Origin of the sequence: Brevundimonas sp. NIBR10, from assembly GCF_027912515.1 — a bacterium.
Classification (GTDB): Bacteria; Pseudomonadota; Alphaproteobacteria; order Caulobacterales; family Caulobacteraceae; genus Brevundimonas.
Genome location: NZ_CP115464.1, coordinates 1,371,306 through 1,394,326, shown reverse-complemented (window position 1 = coordinate 1,394,326; position 23,021 = coordinate 1,371,306). Strand labels below are relative to the sequence as shown.

The following is a 23,021-nucleotide window of genomic DNA, read 5'->3' as shown; positions in this document are numbered from 1 at the left end:
ACCGCGAGGCCTCGCGTCAGGCCGCCGGCCGCCCCACCAGCGCATCGACCGATCCCGTGGTCACCGGGTGATACCCCGGCCGGGCCCGCGCATAGATCGACGTCGCCAAGGGGCGGCCCCAGTCGCCTTCGGCCCACAGGCTGGTGAACAGCGGCAGGACGAACTTTCGGCGGCCCATGGAGGTCAGGAACTGGGTCAGCTTGGGCACGGCGGCCTGGTAGCGGTGGGCGATGGCGATCTGGAGCCAGCCGAACAAGACTTCCGAATTGCCCTCGTTGGCCAGATTCAGAGTCTTCTCCAGGTCGGCCAGCTGCTGGTTTGTCAGCCAGTCCGCACCGTCGCGCAGGTTGGCCGGACGCCAGCCGAGGAAACGCTGCCGCTGCTGGGTGTTCCAGCCGCTCCAGGGGATGGCCGAGGCCGGGCCGCGATCGGCGAAGAAGGCCCTGGCCGCCGTGTCCACCGCCGTGAAGGCGTTCGAGGTCGGGGCCACGGCATTGTCGGGCAGGCCGGGCTGATAGACCCATTCGTCCAGCTTCAGCCGCGCATCCAGCGCCCCGTCCCCCTTCACCAGATGATCGCGGATGTCCTTGAGGAACAGGGCCGAGGTCATGGGGCGGAAGGCGTTGCGCTCGAAATAGCCCTTCAGCCAGGCGTCGAACCGCTCGCGCCCGACGATCCGTTCGATGGTCTCCAGGAAGGCCGCGCCCTTCTCATAGGCGATGTCGGTCATGCCCTCGTCGGGATCGCGCCCGGCCAGGTCGAGGTGAAGCCGGGTGTCCAGCTCGGGCAGGCTCTTCAGCTCGGCCTGGAGCGAATCCCAGCCCAGCACCCGCTCCTGCTGGGCGCGGTCGTTGCCATAGACCGCCTCCATGATCCGGTTCTGGAAATAGGTGGTGAAGCCCTCATTCAGCCAGAACTCGTTCCAGGTCGCATTGGTCACCAGATTGCCGGACCACGAATGCGCCAGTTCGTGCGCGACCAGACTGACCAGCGACTTGTCGCCCGCGATCACCGTCGGCGTCGCGAAGGTCAGGCGCGGGTTCTCCATCCCGCCGAACGGGAAGGACGGCGGCAGGATCAGCAGGTCGTAGCGACCCCAGGCATAGGGGCCGTAAAGCCCTTCCGCCGCCGTCACCATCTGGCCGACCTCGGCGAACTCGGCCTTGGCTGCAGCGAGACGGCTGGGCTCGGTCCAGACGCCGGTACGCCCGTCTTCCGACGCGAAGGCCAGGTCGCCGACCGCCAGCGCGATCAGATAGGGCGGCACCGGATTGGTCATGCGGAAGCGATAGGCATGCGTGCCGTCGGCCGCCTTCTCCCCGTCCGGCGTCAGCATCTCGGCGCTCATCACCGCCTTCAGCGCCTCGGGGACCGTGATCTTCGCGGAATAGGTCTGGCGGATGCCGGGGCTGTCCTGGGTCGGGACCCAGGTGCGGGTCAGGATGGCCTGGCCCTGGCTGAACAGGAAGGGCTGCTGGCCGCCCGCCGTCTGGGCCGGGGTCAGCCATTGCAGGGCCGCCGCGTCGGGCCGGGTAGCGTAATCGACGACGATCTTGATGACCTGTCCGGGCGTGAAGGTCGGCAGGGTGACGGTCAGGGGTTGGCCCAGGATCGGGTCGGCGGTGCCGAGCGCAAAGGCCAGCGGCTTGCCTTCGGCATCCTTGACCGATCGGATGTCCAGGTTGCGGGTGTCGAGGATGACCTGGGTCGCGCCTGGCTCGGCCGTGACGTCCAGGGTCGCCGTGCCCGACAGGGTCTTGGTGGCGAAGTCGGCGGTCAGATCCAGTGCGACATGCTTGACCCGCGCGACCTGAGGCTGGGCGTAGGAGTGAACATCCTTCGGATACACGACCGGGGCGGTCGCGGAGGCCGGCAGCGGCGGCATGTCGGACTTCACCTCCGGCTGCTGGCACGCGGCCAGGGAGACCGAAAGGGCGGCGGTCAGGGCGAGGGCAGAGACGAGGCCGGCGGCACGAGGCAACATGGAATGCTCCGATAAACTACGGCGCAGACCTCAGACCCGTTCGTCGTCAAAGATCAAGAGGCGGGCGACGGCCTCTCGCCGAGACCCGCAGCCGGCTTGGCATTGCGCGCCACGAACAATCGGCCGCGTTCGGCGAACAGGACGGCGCACAGGGCCAGCAGGCCGCAGGACGCAAACCCCAGCGTCATCGGAACGGTCGATCCGTTGAACGCCTGGCCGATGGCAAAGCCGGTCAGCGACCCGACGATGGTCGAGAAGAAGCCCTGGAGCGACGACGCCGTGCCGGCGATATGGCCCATCGGCTCCATCGCCATCGACCCGAAATTCCCGGCGATCAGGCCGAAGCAGAACATGGTCAGGGTCTGGAGCACGGCAAAGGTCCAGATCGTTTCATGCCCGGACAGGGCGACCAGGGCGTGGATCGCCGACATGGTGGTAAAGCCGATCAGGGCGGAATGGCCGATCAGACGCGACCCCAACCGCTCGACCAGCCGGGCGTTCAGGATGGCCGCCACGGCGATGCCGCCGGCGATGGCCGCGAAGATGGTGGTGAACAGGGCGGGTGCCTCGAACACATCAAAGAAGATCTGCTGCGCCGAGTTGATGAAGCCGAACAGGGCCCCCGTGATCGCGGTGATCGCCAGGGTGTAGCCCAGCGAGATGCGGTTGGTGATGACCTGGCCAAAGGCACCCGCCACCCGGCCGAACTGGATCGGCAGGCGATCCTCGGGCTTCAGGGTCTCTGGCAGGCGCAACGTCGCCCAGATGAGCAGGGCCACCCCGGCAAAGGCCAGGACGCCGAAGATGCCCTCCCACGGCGCGACCAGCAGGATCAGCTGGCCCAGCGACGGCGCGATGATCGGCACGCCGAGGAAGACCAGAAAGCTCAGCGACATGACCCGCGCCATGGTCCGTCCGCTGAACCGGTCGCGCACGATCGAAACCGCCAGCACCCGCGTCGCGGCCGACCCCATGCCCTGGCCGATCCGGGCCAGAATCAGGGTCTCGAACGTCGGGGCCAGCATGGCCACGACACTGAACAGCACATAGACGCCGACGCCCACCAGCAGGATGGGCTTTCGGCCGAACCGGTCGGAAAGCGGCCCATAGATCAGTTGCGCTCCGCCGAAGCCGAGCAGATAGGCGGTCACGACCCACTGCCGGCTGTTCGGATTCTCGACCCCCAAGGCCGCGCCGATGTCGGGCAGGGCCGGCAGCATGGCGTCGATAGCCAGCGCATTCAGCGCCATCATCAGGGCGATCAGGCAGACGAACTCGACGAACCCGGGCTTCTGAACAACGGGCGCTTCGATCGGGGCTGCGGTCATGGGGCGTCAATTGGACCCGACATCCGGCCTCTGCAACCTTGGCAGATCAGTTTTCTGCTGCATTGCAGCATCATGTGATCAACGATCAGTTGACGCGTGCCGTGATCGCTGCGGACAGCACCGCCTTGACCGAGGCCGTGGCCACGTCGGCATCGATCCCGACCCCGAACACGGTCCGCCCGTCGCCGGTGCGCGCCTCGACATAGGCCGCCGCCTTCACGTCAGAGCCCTGGCCGATGGCGTGCTCCTGATAGTCGGCGATGTCGAGATCCAGCCCTATCGCCTCCTTCAGGGCGTCCAGCACGCTGGACAACAAGCCGTTGCCGCGCCCCGACACATGACGTTCCTCGCCGTCCAGGGTGATCCGGCCGGAGAAGGTCCGCCCGCCGCCCGCCACCGCCGTCTCCTGATAGTCGATCAGGCGCAGGGGCCGATCGCCGGTCAGGTGATAGGCGCTCTGGAACGCCGCCCAGATGTCCGCCGCGTTCAGTTCGCGCCCCAGCGTGTCCGCCAGGGTCTGCACCGGCCGCGAGAAGTCGGCCTGCAGCCGCTTGGGCAGTTTCAGACCCTGATCCTGCTCCAGGATCCAGGCCACCCCGCCCTTCCCCGACTGGGAGTTGACCCGGATCACCGCCTCATAGGAACAGCCGATATCGGCCGGATCGATGGGCAGATAGGGTACGTCCCACATCTGGTCGTTGCGCGTCGCCTGCGCCGCGAACCCCTTCTTGATCGCGTCCTGATGACTGCCGGAAAAGGCTGTGAACACCAGCTCGCCCGCATAAGGATGCCGGGGATGGACCGGCAGCTGGTTGCAGTATTCGACCGTGCGCACGACCTCGCCGATGTCGGAAAAGTCCAGCTCCGGATCGACGCCCTGGGTGTAGAGATTGAGCGCCAGGGTCACCAGATCGACATTGCCGGTCCGCTCGCCATTGCCGAACAGACAGCCCTCGACCCGGTCGGCACCGGCCATGACCGACAGCTCGGCGGCTGCCACCCCCGTGCCCCGGTCGTTGTGCGGATGCACCGAGATGATGACGCTGTCGCGGCGCGAGACGTTGCGGCACATCCATTCGATCTGGTCGGCATAGACGTTGGGGCTGGCGCATTCGACCGTCGCCGGCAGGTTCAGGATCAGCGGCCGATCCGGCGTCGGCTGCAGCACGTCCATCACCGCCTCGCAGCACTCCAGCGAGAAATCCAGTTCGGCGGTCGAGAAGGTCTCGGGGCTGTATTCAAACCGCCAGTCCGTGTTCGGACGATCCGAAGCCTGATCCCTCAACCATTTGGCCGCCTGCACCGCGATGCCCTTGATGTCGGGCCGCTCCAGACCGAACACGATGCGCCGCCACGCCGGCGACACGGCGTTATAGACGTGGACCACGGCCTGCTTGGCACCGTCCAGGCTGTCGAAAGTGGTCTGGATCAGGTCGGCCCGCGCCTGGGTCAGGACCTGGGGCATGACGTCGTCGGGGATGGCTGCGCGATCGACCAGCCCGCGGATGAAATCGAACTCGGTCGCCCCGGCCGAGGGAAACCCGACCTCGATCTCCTTGATCCCGATCTTCACCAGCAGATCGAAGAAGCGCTGCTTCTTCTCGGCGTTCATCGGGTCGATCAGGGCCTGGTTGCCGTCACGCATGTCGGTCGACAGCCAGCGCGGCGCCTTGGTGATGGTCTTGGACGGCCAGGTTCGGTCGGGGATATCCACCTGCGGGAACGGGCGGTATTTTACGGATGGATCGCGCAGCATCGGCGCGGCTCCTTCATCTGGATGTTCGTGTGTGGAAAAGCGAAGTGGCTGAATGCCGCCGCCGGGTCGCCGTCAGCCCCGGAGGCCGTCCATAAGTCGCAGGTCCGCAAGTGCCGAAAGGCGTTGCGCAGGCGTCAGAACGGACGAAACGGAACGATCCATGCCCGCCACCTAGCGCGCTTTGGACCTCGGCGCATCAAAAATGCGCAACACGCTTCTTTCCTTCTCCCGCAAGGGGAGAAGGATCACGCTTGACCTCTTCTCGTCCACCGACCACCGATACCGGCCATGAAATCTCTCCTCATCCTCGCCGCCCTGCTCGCCGCCGGCCCGGCCGCCGCGCAGAACCTGATCATCCGGGGCGGCACGATCAACACCGGGGTCGCCAACGCCCCCAGCCCCGAGGTCGTCATCGTCCGTGGCGGCATCATCGACTATGTCGGCGAGGATCCCGGGGTGACCCGCGATGCGCTTCAGGAGATCGACCTGAAAGGTGCCACCCTGTTCCCCGGTTTCACCGACGGCCATGCTCATCTGGACGGCATCGGCTGGCGCGAACTGACCCTGAATCTCGAGGGCTCCGCTTCCCTCGCAGAGGCCATGGCGAAACTAACCGCATGGGCCCGGGCCCACCCGACCGGCCCCATCATCGGCCGCGGCTGGATCGAGACCCGCTGGCCTGAGAGTGCCAATGGCCCGCGCTTCCTGACCGCCGCCGACCTCGACGCCGCCGCTCCTGGCCGGGTCGTCCTGCTGGGCCGCGCCGACGGTCACGCCGTCACGGCTTCGTCTGCGGCGCTTGCCGCCGCCGGGATCGATGCGAGCACCCAGGCCCCCTCTGGCGGCGAGATCGCCCGGGATGCTTCTGGCAAGCCCACCGGCTTCCTGCTCGACGCCGCCATGGACCTCGTTGAGACCCTGCGGCCCCAGGCGGACCCCGAAGCCCTGCGCGACGCCTACCGCGCCGGGTTCCGGGTCGAGGCCGCCTATGGCTGGACCGGCGTCCATTTCATGAGCGCGCCCTGGAAGGACATCCCCCTGCTGGAGACGATGGCCGAAGCCGGCGAGGCCCCGATACGCGTCTACAACTCCGTCACCCCCGACGGGGCCCAGGCCCTGATCGCCTCCGGTCCCCGCAGCGTCGCCGACGGCCGCGTCATCACCCGCGCGATCAAATTCTACGTCGACGGTGCCCTCGGATCGCGCGGCGCGGCCCTGTTCGAGCCCTATTCCGACGATCCCCACACCTCGGGCCTGCTCCAGACCTCAGCGGCCGAGATCACCCCCCTGTACGAACAGGCTTTTCGCTCGGGGATCCAGGTCGCCACCCACGCCATCGGCGACCGGGGCAATTCGCTGGTGCTCGACTGGTATCTGGACGCCATGATGAATGTGAACGGCGAGACGCCCGCCATTCGCGATCACCGCTGGCGTATCGAGCACGCCCAGATCATGCGCCCCTCGGACGAGCGCCGCTTCGCCGCCCTGAACGTCATCGCCTCGATGCAGCCCAGCCACGCGATCGGCGACTTCCACTTCGCCCCGGCCCGGCTCGGCGACGCCCGACTGGACGGTGCCTATGCCTGGCGCAGCCTGCTGGACTGGAATGTCGTGGTGGTCGGCGGCTCGGACGCCCCGGTCGAACGCGGCGATCCCCTGATCGAGTTCTACGCCGCCGTGACCCGCCGAGACCTCGACGGCTTCCAGGGTCCCGACTGGCGACCGGCCGAGGCGGTGTCGCGCCAGCAGGCGCTGGCCATGTTCACCACCGCCCCCGCCTACGCCAGCTTCCGCGAAAAGGAACTGGGCACCATCGAGGTCGGCAAGCGCGCCGACTTCACCGCCTTCGACATCGACCTGATGACGGTCCCCGAAGCGGATATCCCCAAGGGCCACGCCGTCCTGACCATCGTGGACGGCAAGGTGGTGTACCGCCGACCGTGACCACAAAAACCACTCGACCGTTATAAAGTAACACGCTACAGGATCGGCGATGTCGTCGCCTGATCTTGAACTGGATGTGCTGCTGTCGCTGCTGGGCGGCGGTTTTGTGGCGGCGTTTCTGCACGCCGCGCTTCCGACCCACTGGCTGCCGTTCGTCCTGGTCGGCCGGGCACAGCGCTGGACCCTGACCCGGACCCTGGCCTCCGTCGGTGCCGCAGGGGTCGCCCACATCGCCTCCACCGCCGTCGTCGGCGGCCTGATCGTCGCGGCGGGCCTGGCCCTGGATCAGCTGGTCGCCGGCATACTGCCCAACCTGTCGGCCATTCTGTTGTTCGCCTTCGGGACCTTCTACCTGATCCGGGCGGTCGTGCGCCGCCCCGCGCCCCTCACCGCCGACGGCCCGACACTTGAGCTATCCGAACCCACCGTCTCCCACGCCGCAGCCTTCTGGGGACTGGTCGTCATGCTGGCGGTGTCGCCGGGCGAGGTGCTGCTGCCGATCTATATGTCCTCAGCGCAGGAGGGGATTTTCGCCCTGTCCCTGCTGACCCTGGCCTTTCTGGCGGGAACGCTGCTCGGCATGGGCCTGTTCACAACCCTGGCTCGCGCAGGGGCCTCGGTGCTGCGGCTTGAGCGATGGGTTCGCTACGAAGGTGCCATCCTGGGCCTCGCCCTGATCGGGATCGGCCTTCTCGTCGTGCTGCATCAGCACTAAGGGTCAGACATGGCCTCCCCCCATGACCACGCCCATCACGACCATGACCATGGACATCATGGTCACGACCACGGCCATTCCCACGCGGGCCACGGCCACCACGGCCACGCCCATGGGCCGGTCGATACCGGCGACTGGCGCTATGCCGTCGGGCTGATCGTCAACCTGGCCTTCGTGGCCTGTGAGTTCGGCGCGGGGATCTACAGCGGTTCGACCGCCTTGATGGCCGACGCGGGCCACAATCTGTCCGATGTGCTCGGTCTGGCCATGGCCGGGGGCGCCGCCGTCCTGGCCAGACGCGCGGCGGGCCAACAGCTCACCTACGGCTTCGGCAAGGCCACCGTCCTGGCCGCTCTGGCCAATGCCCTGCTGCTGATCTTCGCCTGTGGAGCCATCGCCTTTGAGGCTGTTCAGCGCCTGGCCGATCCCGCGCCTGTCCAGTCCGGCGTCGTCATGATCGTGGCCGGCATCGGCTTCGTCATCAACCTGGGCACGGCGCTACTGTTCATGCGGGATCAGCATTCGGACCTCAACGCGCGTGGGGCCTATCTGCACATGATGGCGGACGCCGCCGTCTCGATCGGCGTGGTGATCTCCGGGGCGATCATCCTTTTCAGCGGCTGGTCGATCCTCGATCCGCTGGTGTCGATCGTCATCGTCATCGTGATCCTGGTCGGGACCTGGGGACTGCTGAAGGATTCGGTCAACCTGGCCCTGGATGCCGCGCCGCGAGGGGTCGATGTCGCCGCCATCCGCGCCGCCTTCCTGGCCCTGCCCGGGGTGTCGGCGGTCCATGACCTGCACGTCTGGGGCTTGTCGACCACCGAGACCGCCCTGACCGCCCACCTGGTTCACGACCGGGCCGACACCGGCATCCTGCTGGCCGAGGCCCAAGCCATGGCCCGGAAGCGCTTCTCCATCGGCCACACCACGCTCCAGCTGGAAAACGAGCCGATGGCCGATTGCCCAGACTGCTGACCCCTTCCCAAATTGGGTCCAAGCCGCCATCTAGCGGCCCATGACCGACACCGTTGCCGCCAAGATCCCCGTCACCGTCCTCACCGGCTATCTCGGCGCAGGCAAGACCACCCTGCTGAACCGCATCCTGACCGAGGATCACGGCAAGCGTTACGCCGTCATCGTCAACGAGTTCGGCGAGATCGGCATCGACAACGACCTGGTCGTCGGGGCCGACGAGGACGTGTTCGAGATGAACAACGGCTGCGTCTGCTGCACGGTGCGCGGCGACCTGATCCGCGTCGTCGCCGGCCTGATGAAGCGCCAGCGCCCAGGTAAGCCCGCCTTCGACGCCATCATCGTCGAGACCACCGGCCTGGCCGATCCCGGCCCGGTCGCACAGACCTTCTTCGTCGACGAGGACGTCAAGGCCAAGACCCAGCTCGACAGCGTCACCGCCCTGGTCGACGCCAAACACGTCATGGCCCGGCTGGATGACTCGAAAGAGGCCCGCGAACAGGTCGCCTTCGCCGACCGGATCATCCTCAACAAGACCGACCTCGCCTCCGAGGCCGAACTGATCGCCGTCGAACAGCGCCTGCGCAAACTCAACCCCCTGGCCCCCATCACCCGCGCCGAACGTGCCAACGTGCCGCTGGACCAGGTCCTGGGTCTCGGCGGCTTCGACCTGGAGCGGATCCTCGACATCAACCCCGAGTTCGCCAACCCCGCCCACGGCGAGGTCGGCCACGTCCATGACGAACATTGCGGCCACGATCATCACGACCACGATCACGGGCATGACCATGGACACGATGGCGACCATCACCACGGGGCCAGGGGCCACGCCCACAACGACGACATCAAGGGCGTGTCCCTGTCGCTCGATCGCCCGCTGAACGGGGTCAAGTTCACCAACTGGCTCGACCGATTGCTGGGCGAGCAGGGTCAGAACATCCTGCGCGCCAAGGGGATCATCGATGTCCAGGGCGAGGACCGTCGCATGGTCTTCCAGGCCGTCCACATGATCCTGGAAGGCGACCTGCAGCGCGAATGGGGTGCCACCGAACGCCGCTGGTCCCGCGCCGTCTTCATCGGCCGCGACCTAGACGAAGCGGCACTGAAGGCCGGGTTCGAGGCCTGCGCGGCGTGAGCTTCACCTTCGACGCCCAGATCACCGCCGCCCTGTTCGACAACTCCGGTGCCATCTTCACGCTCGGCGACGGATCGGTGCGGTTCGAGGACGGCAGTTACAACGCTGTCCACGACGGTGCCATCCTGTGCGCTGCGGTCCACCCCTCGGGCGACGGCGTCGTCACGGGCGGCGACGACGGGCGGGTGATCTGGTCGCGAAAGACCGAGGCCGGCGTCCTGGCCACCTCGGTGAACGGCCAGTGGATCGATTCCATCGACGCCTCGCCTGAATCGAAGCTGATCGCCTTTTCCTCGGGCAAGACCCTGTCGGTCATCGATGCCACCGACGTCTACTTCCGCCGCGACTATGCGCATGAGCGCACCGTGTCCGGCGTGGCCTTCGACCCAAAGGGCCGGCGGATCGCCGCCTCGACCTACGGCGGTTGCGCCCTGTGGTACGCGCGGATCGAGAAGCAGAAGCCGACGATGCTGAAATGGGCCGGGTCCCACACCGGCGTGGCCTTCTCTCCGGATGGAAACTTCGTCGTCACCATGATGCAGGACGCCCAGCTGCACGGTTGGAGACTCAAGGATTCCAAGGACATGCGGATGGGCGGCTATCCGTCCAAGGTCCGCTCGGTCGCCTTCCTGTCGAACGGCCAGTTGATGGCCACCTCGGGGGCCCAGGGCGCCGTGCTCTGGCCCTTCATCGGCGCCAACGGACCCATGGGCCGGGAAGCCACCGAGATCGGCTATGACGAAGGCAGTCTGGTCACCCTCGTGGCGGCACGGCCGAAGCACGGCGTTCTCGCAGCGGGCCTGAGCGATGGCCGGGTCTGGTGGGCCGATCCGGCCGGCCAGGGGTTGAACTTCGTCAAGGCCGACAGGGGCGCACCGATCGCCGCCCTCGCCCTGTCCCCCGACGGCCGCCTCGTCGCATGGGCCGACGAGGACGGAAACGCCGGTGTCGTAGAGGCCTGATCGGGTCGAATCACCTCATCCTCGGCTCTGGCCGGGGAGGCGAGATGAACAGGAACGACAGCGGAGGCGGCACAATGGTCTGGGGCTGCCTGGCCGTGATCATCCTGATTGCCGTTCTCGGCGCAGGCCTGGCCGTCGTCTTTTTATGGGACGTCAACGCGGCATCCTGAGGCCGCTCTTGCCAGCCGCGCCGGGATGACGAACATGGACCCATGTTCGGGGTTCCAAAGCTCGGTCGGCGCAGCCGGCCCTTCCTCATCGCCTTTCTGGTGCTGTGCTTCCTGCCGATCGGCGGGGTCCTGGTCCACGCCCTGATCCCCCCGCCCGTCACCATCCTGATGGTGCAACAGGCCCTGGGCGGCAAAGGCCTCGACTATCGCTGGCGGGGCCTGAACGATATCTCGCCCAATCTGGTCTACTCGGCCATCGCCGCCGAGGACGCGCGGTTCTGTTCCCATCGCGGCTTCGACATCGAGGCGATCCAGAAGGCGCTGGCCCACAACGAGGATGGCGGAAGAGTCAGGGGCGGCTCGACCATCAGCCAGCAGACCGCCAAGAACGTCTTCCTCTGGCCCGGCCGCGACTGGATCCGCAAGGGGCTGGAGGCGGGCTATACCGTCCTGATCGAGACCATCTGGGGCAAGCGTCGCACTCTGGAGGTCTATCTGAACGTCGCCGAATGGGCGCCAGGGGTCTACGGCGCAGAGGCCGCCGCCCGTCACTGGTTCGGCAAGTCCGCGCGCGACCTGACACCGCAGCAGGCCGCCCGCTTGGCCGCAATCCTGCCCAGCCCCCGCCGCTACGACGCCGCCACGCCCGGTCCCTATGTTCGCAGGCGCGCCGCGCGAATCCAGGCGTCTGCCCGTGTGGTCAGGAATGAGGGGCTGGCCGCCTGCGTGATCCGGCCACGCTGATCTGCGGCGGCGCTTGACGCAAGCCACCGCTTCACCCTTGATCCTTCGCCTGTTCGGAGAATTCCCATGAAGCGTCATCTGCTGTCCGCCGTCGCCGCCTGCGCGCTTGGCCTGTCCCTGACCGGCTGCGTCGGAAACGGATACTTCGACACGCGCTCGACCGGTGTATCGCCGGACGCTCCAGCCGGGACCGCCTATGTCCCAACCGGCCAGACTCCTCCGGCACGCTTTCAGGCAGAACCCCTCACATCCGACTCGCTGAAGTCCGGCGCATCCGCCCCTTCAACCTCCGCCGTCACCGAACAGCCCGCCACGGCCGAAGGCGCCGCCGCCTTCGTGGCGGAGGCCGAGGCCAAGCTGGCGACGCTCAGCGAATATGCCCAGCGGGTGCAGTGGACCCGCGCCACCAACATCACCTTCGACACCATGTGGCTGGAGGCCAAGGTCAACGGCGAGATGACGGAGCTTCAGGTCCAGCTGGCCAACGCCGCCGCCCGCTTCAACGACGTCGAGACCGCTCCCGACGTGCGGCGCAAGCTGAACCTGATGCGCCAGGGCATTGTCCTGCCGGCCCCCAACCGCCCGGGCGCGGCCGCCGAACTGGCCGAGATCACCACGCGGCTGGACTCGACGTATTCCACCGGCAAGTTCGAGTTCGAGGGCAAGACCATCACCCTGGACGAGGCCAACATCCTGATCGCCGAGAGCCGCGATCCGGCCGAGACCAAGGCCCTGTACGAAGGCTGGCGCACCATTTCGCCAGTCATGCGCGAAGACTATGCGCGCCTCGTCGAGATCGCCAATGCAGGCTCGCAGGAGCTGGGCTTTGCCGACACCGGGGCCATGTGGCGGGCCGGTTACGACATGGCACCCGACGCCTTCGCCACCGAGACCGACCGGCTGTGGGGCCAGGTCCGGCCCTTCTACGAGAACCTGCACTGCTACGTGCGGGCCCGGCTGAACGCGAAATACGGCGATGCGGTCCAGCCCGCGACCGGCCCGATCCGGGCCGATCTGCTGGGCAATATGTGGTCGCAGCAGTGGGGCAATATCTATGACGTCGTGGCCCCGACCACCGGTGGCGCGTCCAGCTACGATCTGACCGAGCTGTTGACCTCAGCCCAGTACGACGCCACGAAAATGGTCAAGACGGGCGAGGGCTTCTACACCTCGCTGGGCATCGCACCCCTGCCCCAGACCTTCTGGGAACGCAGCCAGATCACCCGGCCACGCGACCGCGAAGTGGTCTGTCACGCTTCAGCCTGGGACATCGACAATCTCGAGGATGTGCGCATCAAGATGTGCACCCAGGTCAACGGCGACGACTTCTATACGGTCCACCATGAGCTGGGCCACAACGTCTATCAGCGGGCCTATTCGAGCCAACCCTTCTTGTTCAAGAACGGGGCAAACGACGGCTTCCACGAGGCCATCGGCGACTTCGTCGGTCTGTCTGCCCTGACCCCCACTTATCTGAACCAGATCGGCCTGTTGCAGACCGTGCCGGGCGAGGCCGAGGACATCCCCTTCCTGCTAAAGATGGCGCTCGACAAGATCGCCTTCCTGCCCTTCGGCCTGATGGTCGATCGCTGGCGCTGGGATGTGTTCGCTGGCCGGACGGCCCCGGACCAGTACAACGCCGCCTGGACCGCCGACATGCTGAAATACCAGGGTCTGGTCCCGCCCGGACCGCGTCCGGCCGACGCCTTCGATCCCGGCGCGAAATACCATGTGCCCGGCAACACGCCGTATACGCGGTACTTCCTGGCCCACATCTACCAGTTCCAGTTCCAGAGGGCGGCCTGCAAGCAGGTCGGCTGGACGGGGCCGCTGCACCGCTGTTCGATCTATGGCAACGAAGCCGTCGGCCAGCGTTTCAATGCGATGATGGAGATGGGCCAGTCGCGCCCGTGGCCCGAGGCCATGCAGGCCTTCACCGGCGAAACGGGCAACGACGCCTCAGCGATCCTCGACTATTTCGCCCCGCTGAACGCCTGGCTGACCGAGCAGAACCGCGGCAAGCCCTGCGGTTGGACTTCCCGGACCTGAACCGGCCGCAACTGGACCAGGGGCGGTGATCACGCTCGATTAACCGCGTTCCTTGGCGCTTGTCTTAACCGCGCCGAGCTAAACCGTATCGAATGCGGGGCTAGCGCCCTGCCTGATCGGTCGGGTGGACGATGACTGTCGGCAAGCGGATGAGTGGCATCTTGGCGGCGACGCGGTCGCTCGCCCGGCGTTTCGCCGCCTCGTCGCGCGGCAATGTGGCGATGATCTTCGCCCTGACCCTGCCGATCCTGGTCATGATCACCATGGGCGGCGTGGACATCAACCGCGCCGCTACGGTGAAGAGCAACCTTCAGGATGCGCTGGACGCCGCAGCCCTGGCCGCCGCGCGGTCGCCCGCCGTGAGTGACGCCGACCTGACCACCATCGGCACCAAGGCTCTACGCGCCAACCTGGCCAACTATCCCAACATCACCCTGGCCAGCGCGACGTTCACGCTGAACGCGGACCAGGTCGTGATCTCCAACGCCACGGTCAATGTGAAGACCCTGGTCGCCAACATTGTCCTGCCGCCCTACGGCCGTCTGCTGGACGACACCCTGCCGGTCGGGGCCCATTCCGAGGTCAACCGCTCGTCCAAGAACATCGAGGTCGGCCTGGTGCTCGACATCACCGGCTCGATGGCCGGCCAGCGGATCATCGACCTGCGCGCCGCCGCGACCCAGTTGGTCGATATCGTCGTCCAGAGTGTCCAGACCCCCTACTACACCCGCATGGCCATCATCCCTTACTCGATTGGGGTGAACATGGGGTCCTACGCCAACGGCGCGCGGGGCACGCCGACAGGCTCGAGGTCGATCACGGCCGCAGCCTGGACCACCGGATCATCGATCGGGATCAGCGGCATTACCCGCGCCAACCCCGGCATCGTCACCACGGCCTCGAACCACGGCCTGGTTACGGGCGACTACGTCTGGATCTCGGGCGTCGCCGGAATGGTGCAGGTCAACGACAAGGCCTATCGCGTTGTCCGCACCAGCAATACCAAGTTCTCGTTGCAATCCTGGAACGGGTCTTCCTGGGTCGCCGTCAACACCAGCTCGGGCCTCGGCTTTGTCGCCTATGCGACCAGCGCCTCGGACACTGTGCGCAAATGCCTTGTCTCGGACTGCACCGTCGTCATCACGGCAAACAACCACGGCATCCCGGCGACGACCACCGACACCGGTTCGACTATCCCAGGCACGGTCTACATCACCGGCGTCAACGGCATGACCCAGATTAACAATCTGCCGTTCGAGGTCGCCAACGTCACGACCAACACCTATTCGCTGGTCGGCGTGGTCGGCCCCTATGTGAGCGCCTATACCTCGGGCGGTGCCTCCTGGTGCGGCCAGGACGGGTGCCAGTACCGGGCCTTCCGTCGCGACTCCGATGACCTCCTCGTCGCGGTCCAGACCTCGACCTGCGTCAGCGAGCGGACAGGGACCAACGCCTACACCGATGTGTCGCCGGCGACTTCCAGGGTCGGCCGCAACTATGCCTCCACGGCAAACCCCTGCCCGACACCGACGATCCAGCCACTGACGTCCAGCATCTCTACCTTGAAGACAAAGATCAGCGGCCTGACAGAGACAGGGTCTACCGCAGGCCAGATCGGTCTGGCCTGGGGCTGGTACTCGGTCTCGCCCAATTTCAACACCCTGTGGTCGTCCAACCCGGCCGGTGCCTACGATCCCTCGGAGACGCTGAAGGCGGTCATCCTGATGACCGACGGCGACTTCAACAGCCCCTACTGCACCGGTGTGCTTGCAGCAGACTCAGGTTCAGGCTCGGGCTCGACCAACGACCACATCAACTGCAACGCCACCAACGGCAACCCCTTCGCCCAGGCGACCCAGCTGTGCGCCGCGATGAAGGCCCAGAACATCGTGGTCTATACGGTCGGCTTCCAGGTCACGCCGAACAGCAACGCGGCCAACATCCTGGCCAGCTGCGCCACCGGCCCCGACTACGCCTTCCTGCCGGCCAGCGGCTCGGACCTCTCTGACGACTTCGCCGCCATCGGCCGCGACATCACGAGGCTTCGCATTTCCAAATAGAGGCGAAGGGCCTCTACTTGGAGCGCTACGTTCGCGACGCGGTCGCTCTCTACTTGAGCGCATCTCGAGCATACTCATCGACGGGCGAGTACGTCGGCACCCCCTCGGCTCGCGCTCAAGCAGCGAGACGCCGCGCGGCGAGCGGTAGCGCCCAAATTTACAGCAGCCGGATTTCCTTGAGCCTCTCGGTCAGGAAGTCCTCGGCCATGATCGCCTTGCCGACATAGCGGTCGGGGTTCTCCGGCGTGATGGTCGAGGGCAGGGTCTCGATCAGGAAGTCCGGGTTGAAGTGGAGGAAGAAGGGCGTCGAATAGCGGGCGAAACCGCGCCGTTCGGGGGCCGGATTGACTACGCGGTGCGTCGTCGACGGCAGGACGTGGTTGGTCAACCGTTGCAGCATGTCGCCGATATTGACCACCAGTGCACCGGGCGGCGGGGCAATGTCGAGCCATTCGCCGTTCGCGTCCTTGAGCTGCAGCCCGGCCTCTTCGGCACCCAGCAACAGGGTGATGACGTTGATGTCCTCGTGCGCCCCGGCCCGGACGCCCGGCGCATCGGCCGGCACGGGCGGATAGTGCAGCATCCGCAGCACCGAATTGCCCAGTTCCACCTTGTCCTCGAAGAAGGCGTCGCCGAGCTTCAGATAGCGGGCGATGGCCCGCAGCAGCTTGCGGCCCAGGGCGTCCAGCGCCTCGAACATCCCGTACAGATGGTCGCGAAACCCCTCGACCTCGGTCGGCCACAGGTTCGCCCGCATGTATTTCGCATAGGCATGGCCGGACGGCAATTCGCGGCCGGTGTGCCAGAACTCCTTCAGATCGACGGTCTTGGCGTCCTTGGCCGCCTCGACGCCGAACGGGGTCAGGCCCCGGGCGCCGCCGGTTCCCGGCATGTGGTAGGCTCGCTTGACCTCCTCGGGCAGGGCGAAGAAGGCCTTGGCGTCGGCCAGAGCCGCCTCGATCACCGTCTCGTCCAGCCCATGATCGGCGACCACGGCAAAGCCATAGGTCCTGAAGGAGGCGCCCAGTTCGTCGCTGAATCCCTGGAAGTCAGTGTCATAGCGCGCCATCGACACCGGCCGTATCCCCTGCGGGCTCGTGGCGGCGGTCGTTTCGGCGGTCAGGGTCGTGGTCACAGGCGGGCCTTTGGTCGGGAATGCGGAGATTTGCATACGCCCTATCGCCGGAAATTGGCAGATCGGCGGCGCAGACTCCCTGCGGGCCTCAATCCAGCACCGGAACCTTCACCGTAAGGCCACGTTTGGTCGCCAAGGGATGGGCCAGACCACAAGGAGTGATCATCATGCGCACCAACTTCATCGTCGCGGGCGTCGGCGTCCTCGCCATGCTCGGGGCCACGGCCTGCACCACCACGGACCCCTACAGCTCTGCGCCACGCAGGAACAACACGGCGACGGGTGCCTTGGCCGGAGCCCTCGGCGGTGCCGTGCTCGGTTATCTGACCAACACCTCGAACGGCGAGGAAGGCCGCAAGAACGCCCTGATCGGCGCAGGCGTCGGCGCCCTGGGCGGTGCCGCCGTCGGCCAGTACATGGACCGCCAGCAGCGGGCACTGGAGGCCGAACTGTCCGGCACCGGCGTCGGGGTCGCGCGTCAGGGCGACAACCTGGTCCTGCGGATGCCGTCGGACGTGACCTTCGCCGTCAACCAGTCGAACATCGAGCCGCGCTTCGACGCCACCCTGGCGGACGTCGCCAATGTGCTGCGCCAGTATGATCAGTCGATGGTGGACATCATCGGCCACACCGATTCCAGCGGCGGCGACGCCATCAACCAGCCGCTGTCCGAGCGCCGCGCCGTCTCGGTCGCCGACGCCTTGATCCGCAACGGCGTCCAGCGCGAACGCCTTTACGTCGCCGGAAACAGCGCCCGCACGCCGGTGGCATCGAACGCCACGCCGGAAGGTCGCGCCCAGAACCGCCGCGTCGAGGTCCTGATCCGCCCCTTCACGGGCTGAGCGTCCAGCACTGCGACAGTCGTGAACGGTGTGCGGGCCATTCCGCACACCGTTCCGTGACTTGCGCCGTTCGCCGACCCGTGGTGACTAACCCGATCGATCGACTCGGGGGAGCGCGATGTATCCGGACGACGGCGAGGAACGTGTGGCATTGGCGGCCGGGTTGCGCCTGGCCGCGATCGCACTCGCCTCGGCCGTGGTCACTGCCACGGTCGTCATCGGGGCCGGCGGTGCATGGCTCGACCGCGTTCAGCCCGCGGCATCGTCCCATGTGGCGACCCAGATCGAACCGACGGCACAACTGATCCGCACCTCGGGCTGAGCCCGCCCTTGCGGTTCGGCGCGACGCAGGGCCAGATGCCCGCGTGATATCGATGCCCATCCCGTCCGAGAGCCGGCCCATTACCCTGATCGGCGCCGGCGGCCATGCCCGGGTCGCAGCCGCCTGTGCCCGACGCGCGCGTCTCGTCATCGGGACGGTGCTTGATACCGATCCCGACCGGATCGGCCAGGTCGTCGGCGGCGTCGAGGTGACGGCCGACGACCAGCGCGTCGACAGCCTCTTCCATCTGGCCATCGGCTCAAACCGGACGCGGCGCGACCTTGCCTTCGCCCGGCCCGGTGCCGATTGGGCCACCATCACCGACCCGGACGCCAGCCTGGCCGACGATGTCATCTGCGACGTCGGTATCCTGATCGGCATGGGTGCCCGGGTTCAGGCCGGAGCCCGGCTGGGCCGCCACGTCATCGTCAACACCGGGACCATCGTCGAGCATGACTGCGTGATCGGCGACTTCGCCCATATCGCCCCGGGAGCCGTCCTGACCGGAGCCGTGCAGGTCGGCGAGGGCGTTCTGGTTGGGGCGGGTGCCGTCGTCCTGCCGGGACTGACCGTCGGGGCCTGGGCCGTCGTCGGGGCCGGCGCAGTCGTCACCCGGTCGGTCGAGGCCGGCGCGACCGTCGTCGGCAATCCCGCCCGCCGGGTGGAGGCCCGCCGATGACATTGAGCCGCATCCCCCTGTCCGCGCCAGACCTGGGGCCTGCCGAGCGCGCCCTGCTGATCGAGACCTTCGACGCCGGCTGGGTCTCGTCGGTCGGACCGGTGGTCGAGCGGTTCGAGCGGACCTTTGCCGAGACCGTCGGCCTGGCCCACGCCACGGCTGTGTCGTCGGGCACGGCGGCACTTCACCTCGCCCTGGTCATGCTGGGGCTGAAGCCGGGGGACGCGGTCATCGCCCCGACCCTGACCTTCATCGGCGGCGTCTCGCCCATCGTCCAGACGGGGGCCACGCCGATCTTCGTCGATGTCGATCCGGTCAGTTGGAACCTGGCCCCAGCCCTGCTGGACCAGGCGTTCGAGGTCGCGGCGCACGATGGCCTGACGGTTCGCGCCATCGTCCCGGCCGACCTCTACGGCCAATGCTCCGACATCGACGCCATTCGCGCGGTCGCCGATCGACACGGCGTACCGGTCATCCTCGATGCGGCCGAGGCCGTGGGTGCCAGCCGGAACGGCCGAGCCGCAGGGCATGGCGCAAGCTGCGCCGCCTATTCGTTCAACGGCAACAAGATCGTGACCACGGGCGGGGGCGGTATGCTGGCCTCGGACGACGCCGCCCTGATCGCCCGCGCCCGCCATCTGGCCACCGCCGCCCGGTTGCCGGCGGTTCACTACGAACACGCCGAGGCCGGATTCAACTATCGGCTGGGCAGTCTGGCCGCCGCCGTAGGCCTGGCCCAGATGGGCTCGCTGGAGGCCAAGGTCGAACGACGGCGCGCCATCTTCGACCGCTATGTCGCCCGGCTCGGCTCCATCTCCGGCCTGTCGTTCGCACCGGAGGCTCCGGGCTGTCGGCACAGCCGGTGGCTGACCGTCATCCGGCTCGATCCCGCACGGGCCGGCAAGCCTGAGACCCTGCGGCTGGCGCTCGAGACGGCAAACATCGAAAGTCGGCCGATCTGGAAGCCCATGCATCTGCAACCCGCCTTTACCGGGGCGGCCATGATCGGCGGCGCGGTGGCCGAAGACCTGTTCGCCACAGGCCTGTGCCTGCCTTCCGGCAGCGCCTTGACGGACGACGACATCGACCGCGTCTGCGACGTCATTCTCGCCGTCATGAACTGAGGGGTCGATCGCGTTGACCCGTTTTGCGCGAGCCTCTAAGCCGGGGCCTCTTCGGGTCGGAGCGGCACAGGCGTGAGCAACACATCCCTCAGCAAGTCGGTCGCCCGCTACACCAAGTCGCTGCGCATCTCGCTGGGCCTCGCCAGTCCCGAGCTCCGGGCCCATGCGGACGGGCGAATCGAGCCGTCGCTGCTGACGCGCGGCACCACCGGGGCCCGGTTGCGCGCTGTGGAGACCGATCTGGCGCGCCTGACCCAGGGCTGGAACCAGCATATCCCGCAGCTGCTGTCGGTCACCGCCGACGCCCGGGTCCGCGCCCACGAAGCGGCCGATGCCTATGGCCGGCTGGACGAGATCACGGCCGGCCTGGCCGGGCTGAAGGCCGAGATCGCCGCGCTGGAGGCCCAAATCGAGGCGCTCCGCCCTGCGGACCCGGTCCCGCCTTCCCTCGCTGATGCCCAGCCCGTCACGCGCCGCAAGACGCCGACGACCCCGGCACGCCGCACCGACCGGACCTGATGTCGGAGCCACAGCCGACACGGGTGGTGATCGTGTGCCCGACCCTGCTGCGCAATGATGCGGTGGGCGAGGCGACGCTGAACATGGTCCGCGACCTGGCGGCCGATCCGCACAATCAGGTCACCCTGGTCTGCCGCAACAGCGACCCGCACGAGTTCGAGGTGACGCGGGTGCGGTCCCTGGCCGACCTGCTGCTGACCCCCGCCTTCCTGCAGGCGGACGTGGTGATCTATGTCTTCGCCATCTTCAACGAACTGTTCGACGCCATCCTGCTGGGCAACGGCAGGGCGCGCCAGATCGTGCGGTTCCACAACGTCACGCCCAAGGCCCTGGTCGGTGAGGCGGACCATCCGATCATCGACCGGTCCATGGCCCAGATCCAGAATTTCGCCGACGCCGACGAGCTCTGGGCCGACAGCCAGGAGAACCGCGACGAACTGCTGCGTCAGGGGCTCGATCCGGCGCGCATCCAGGTCATGGACCTGGCCGTCACCCCGCCGACGGTCGGGCGGCTGGCCGGCAAGGCCCGCAGGCCCATCAACATCGTCTATGTGGGCCGGTTCGTGCAGTCCAAGGGGGTCCACGAACTGCTCGAGGCCCTGGCCCTGCTGCGCGACCGGTCGCCGGTGCCGTTCAAGGCAAGGCTGCTGGGCAACACGCGGCACGCCTCGCCGGACTACATCGCCTACCTCGATCGGCTGATGACAGACCTGGACCTGCACGATCTCGTGGATCTGGGCGGGACGATATCGGACGCGGGTCTGGCCGAGGCCTATGGCCAGGCCCATGTGTTCGCCACCGCATCCCGGCACGAGGGCTTCTGCGTACCGGTGATCGAGGGGCTGGCGGCCGGTTGCGTGCCGGTCTCCTACGCGAACTCGAACCTGCACTATATCGGCGGCGGACTGGGTCGGCTGGCGCGGGACGAGACGCCTGCCGCGCTGGCAGAGGCTTTGGCGAGCGTGGTCGGGGACATCGACCGAGGTCTCTCACACGAGAATGCGTCGGCCGCGCTCGCCCTGGATCGCGGTCCATTGAGCATCGCCGCCTTCGATGACGCCGCCCGCGCCCACGTCGCGGCCTTCAGTCGGGGACGAGCCGCCGACCGGATGCGGGACCGGCTGACGGTCCTGACCACGGTGCCGGACGCGATCGCACCGGAAGCGCCCACTCTCGCCTGATTCGCAGCGCCGGGACTGCCGCTCGGTTCCCCGGACGGCGCTGTCCTGCCGACCCCCAAACGAAAACCGCCGGCCTCGCGATGCGGGGCCGGCGGTTTCTTGTCGTTTCGACTTCAGACCATCTCGGGACCCGGATTTCTCCGGATCCCTCGAAGCAATCTTAGAAGTTGATGCCGATCGTGGCGCGACGGTTCAGGGGCTCGCGCACGCCGTCGGCCGTGGCCTTGGCGAGTTGCGTTTCACCGACGCCGTTCAGCGAGATCACGCCACCGGCGACGCCTTGAGCGACCAGGGCGTCAGCCGTGGTGCGGGCGCGGCGGTTCGACAGGCCGATGTTGTAGGCGGCCGAGCCGGAGGTGTCGGCGTGGCCGACGACCAGGACGCGGGTCGGACGACCGGTCTTGGCGTAGTTGGCGGCGGCCGTGATGACCGAGCGGGCTTCAGCCGTCAGGTCCGAGCGATCCCAGTCGAAGTAGACCACGAACTCACGAGCGACCGGAGCGGCCGGAGCGGTCGGACGCGGCGGAGCCGGAGGCGCGACTGGAGTCGGGGCCGGCGGGGCCGGCGGAGCGACGTAGGGAGGCGCAACCGGGGCTTCGACTTCTTCCGGACCGAAGGCGTAACGCAGGCCCAGCGAAACGCTGTGCGCCGAGTCATAGTCACCTTCCAGCGTGCCTTGCGAGAAGGCCGCGACGGAGGAGGTCGTGAAGAACTCCATGTCGCCCGTCAGGTAGCGGTAGGTCAGGTCGATGTTGGCGCGGTCCGAAACGGCCCAGGCCAGACCGGCGATTGCCTGAGCGGCGAACTTGGTCGAGGAGTCATCGGCGGCGAAGCCGACGGTGCGCAGGTTGCGGTGACGGCCGATCACGTCGGTGTTGACGTGGTTCACACCGGCGCCGAGGCCGACGAAGGGACGGATGCCCCAGTATTCGAAGCCGAAGTCATAGATGACATTGGCCATCAGGGTCGTCGAGGTCGCGTCGCCTTCGGGCGAGTAGCAGGGGCCGGTGGCGGGCGTCAGGTTGCAGACGCCGTTGCGGCCGCGACGGGCACGGAAGGTGCCGATGTCGCCGGAGCGGTAGCCGCCCTCGACTTCAACGCGCCAGTTCGGGTTGAACCGGTAGCCCAGGCGGGCGAAGGCGGTCCAGCCGTCGTTGATTTCCATGCGGAAATTGTTGCCCGTCGTCGCCGACTCGAGGTTGATGCGGCGATCGATGTGCTGATAGCCGGCGTCAACCGCACCGTACCAGCCATCGGGTTCCGCCGAAGCGGCGCCGGTCGACAGGGCAAGAGCCGCCGCCGCGCTGGTCGCCAGGATCATCGTCTTCATACGCATGGGTGTGAGCCCTCCGCCAAAATTGATTCATGCGGCGGTCTCACCGCCTGATGGCTCTCTA

20 protein-coding genes are annotated in these 23,021 nt (G+C 67.3%); 15 read left to right on the top strand and 5 right to left on the bottom strand.

The annotated features are described in order from the left end of the window. Window positions 1-16: 16 nt before the first annotated feature. The 3 genes from O5K39_RS06745 to leuA form a co-directional block, all read right to left on the bottom strand. Window positions 17-1,984: a M1 family metallopeptidase gene (locus O5K39_RS06745; protein ID WP_271146508.1), complete on the bottom strand. Its 1,968-nt coding sequence runs from the start codon at window positions 1,982-1,984 to the stop codon at window positions 17-19. Between the two features lie 53 nt (window positions 1,985-2,037). Further along, on the bottom strand, window positions 2,038-3,312 hold the full coding sequence (locus O5K39_RS06740; RefSeq protein ID WP_271146507.1) for a multidrug effflux MFS transporter: 1,275 nt from the start codon (window positions 3,310-3,312) through the stop codon (window positions 2,038-2,040). Window positions 3,313-3,397: 85 nt separating this feature from the next. Then, window positions 3,398-5,068: a 2-isopropylmalate synthase gene (gene leuA, locus O5K39_RS06735; protein ID WP_271146506.1), complete on the bottom strand. Its 1,671-nt coding sequence runs from the start codon at window positions 5,066-5,068 to the stop codon at window positions 3,398-3,400. Between the two features lie 288 nt (window positions 5,069-5,356). Here leuA and O5K39_RS06730 point away from each other — a divergent pair, with 288 nt between their 5' ends. The 9 genes from O5K39_RS06730 (at window position 5,357) to O5K39_RS06690 (ending at window position 15,822) form a co-directional block, all read left to right on the top strand. Beyond that, window positions 5,357-7,012, top strand: a complete 1,656-nt coding sequence (locus O5K39_RS06730; protein ID WP_271146505.1) for an amidohydrolase — start codon at window positions 5,357-5,359, stop codon at window positions 7,010-7,012. Between the two features lie 49 nt (window positions 7,013-7,061). Beyond that, window positions 7,062-7,727, top strand: coding sequence for a hypothetical protein (locus O5K39_RS06725; RefSeq protein WP_271146504.1), 666 nt, complete (start codon window positions 7,062-7,064; stop codon window positions 7,725-7,727). A 9-nt stretch (window positions 7,728-7,736) separates the two neighbouring features. After that, window positions 7,737-8,705 (top strand): cation diffusion facilitator family transporter, encoded by a 969-nt coding sequence (locus O5K39_RS06720; protein WP_271146503.1) that lies wholly within the window; start codon window positions 7,737-7,739, stop codon window positions 8,703-8,705. Between the two features lie 40 nt (window positions 8,706-8,745). Then, complete coding sequence (locus O5K39_RS06715; protein ID WP_271146502.1) at window positions 8,746-9,837, top strand: GTP-binding protein; 1,092 nt, start codon at window positions 8,746-8,748, stop codon at window positions 9,835-9,837. Then, window positions 9,834-10,799, top strand: coding sequence for a WD40 repeat domain-containing protein (locus tag O5K39_RS06710; RefSeq protein ID WP_271146501.1), 966 nt, complete (start codon window positions 9,834-9,836; stop codon window positions 10,797-10,799). The genes O5K39_RS06715 and O5K39_RS06710 overlap by 4 nt, the downstream gene beginning before the upstream one ends. Window positions 10,800-10,843: 44 nt before the next feature. After that, the gene (locus tag O5K39_RS06705) at window positions 10,844-10,969 is read left to right on the top strand and encodes a hypothetical protein (protein ID WP_271146500.1); all 126 of its coding nucleotides are present in this window, start codon (window positions 10,844-10,846) and stop codon (window positions 10,967-10,969) included. Between the two features lie 42 nt (window positions 10,970-11,011). Further along, window positions 11,012-11,713: a monofunctional biosynthetic peptidoglycan transglycosylase gene (gene mtgA / locus O5K39_RS06700; RefSeq protein WP_271146499.1), complete on the top strand. Its 702-nt coding sequence runs from the start codon at window positions 11,012-11,014 to the stop codon at window positions 11,711-11,713. Window positions 11,714-11,779: 66 nt separating this feature from the next. Next, window positions 11,780-13,762, top strand: a complete 1,983-nt coding sequence (locus O5K39_RS06695) for a M2 family metallopeptidase (RefSeq protein WP_271146498.1) — start codon at window positions 11,780-11,782, stop codon at window positions 13,760-13,762. Between the two features lie 131 nt (window positions 13,763-13,893). Beyond that, window positions 13,894-15,822: a TadE/TadG family type IV pilus assembly protein gene (locus tag O5K39_RS06690; RefSeq protein ID WP_271146497.1), complete on the top strand. Its 1,929-nt coding sequence runs from the start codon at window positions 13,894-13,896 to the stop codon at window positions 15,820-15,822. Window positions 15,823-15,979: 157 nt separating this feature from the next. Here the strand turns inward: O5K39_RS06690 and O5K39_RS06685 are convergent, their stop codons facing one another. Then, on the bottom strand, window positions 15,980-16,891 hold the full coding sequence (locus O5K39_RS06685) for a 2-oxoglutarate and iron-dependent oxygenase domain-containing protein (protein ID WP_271147119.1): 912 nt from the start codon (window positions 16,889-16,891) through the stop codon (window positions 15,980-15,982). 233 nt (window positions 16,892-17,124) lie between these two features. On the opposite strand from O5K39_RS06685, the gene O5K39_RS06680 reads away from it, so the two are divergent. The 6 genes from O5K39_RS06680 (at window position 17,125) to O5K39_RS06655 (ending at window position 21,624) form a co-directional block, all read left to right on the top strand. Further along, window positions 17,125-17,799: an OmpA family protein gene (locus O5K39_RS06680; RefSeq protein ID WP_271146496.1), complete on the top strand. Its 675-nt coding sequence runs from the start codon at window positions 17,125-17,127 to the stop codon at window positions 17,797-17,799. A gap of 118 nt (window positions 17,800-17,917) precedes the next feature. Then, on the top strand, window positions 17,918-18,121 hold the full coding sequence (locus O5K39_RS06675; RefSeq protein WP_271146495.1) for a hypothetical protein: 204 nt from the start codon (window positions 17,918-17,920) through the stop codon (window positions 18,119-18,121). Between the two features lie 52 nt (window positions 18,122-18,173). After that, on the top strand, window positions 18,174-18,800 hold the full coding sequence (locus tag O5K39_RS06670; protein ID WP_271146494.1) for a NeuD/PglB/VioB family sugar acetyltransferase: 627 nt from the start codon (window positions 18,174-18,176) through the stop codon (window positions 18,798-18,800). After that, window positions 18,797-19,924, top strand: coding sequence for a DegT/DnrJ/EryC1/StrS family aminotransferase (locus O5K39_RS06665; RefSeq protein ID WP_271146493.1), 1,128 nt, complete (start codon window positions 18,797-18,799; stop codon window positions 19,922-19,924). Before O5K39_RS06670 ends, O5K39_RS06665 begins: the two co-directional genes overlap by 4 nt. A gap of 72 nt (window positions 19,925-19,996) precedes the next feature. Continuing rightward, the gene (locus O5K39_RS06660) at window positions 19,997-20,443 is read left to right on the top strand and encodes a hypothetical protein (RefSeq protein WP_271146492.1); all 447 of its coding nucleotides are present in this window, start codon (window positions 19,997-19,999) and stop codon (window positions 20,441-20,443) included. After that, entirely contained in the window at window positions 20,443-21,624 is a 1,182-nt protein-coding gene (locus O5K39_RS06655) for a glycosyltransferase family 4 protein (RefSeq protein WP_271146491.1), read from the top strand. The genes O5K39_RS06660 and O5K39_RS06655 overlap by 1 nt, the downstream gene beginning before the upstream one ends. 160 nt (window positions 21,625-21,784) lie before the next feature. Here O5K39_RS06655 and O5K39_RS06650 read toward each other — a convergent pair whose 3' ends face one another. Next, window positions 21,785-22,960 (bottom strand): outer membrane beta-barrel protein, encoded by a 1,176-nt coding sequence (locus O5K39_RS06650; protein ID WP_348637128.1) that lies wholly within the window; start codon window positions 22,958-22,960, stop codon window positions 21,785-21,787. Window positions 22,961-23,021 lie beyond the last annotated feature (61 nt).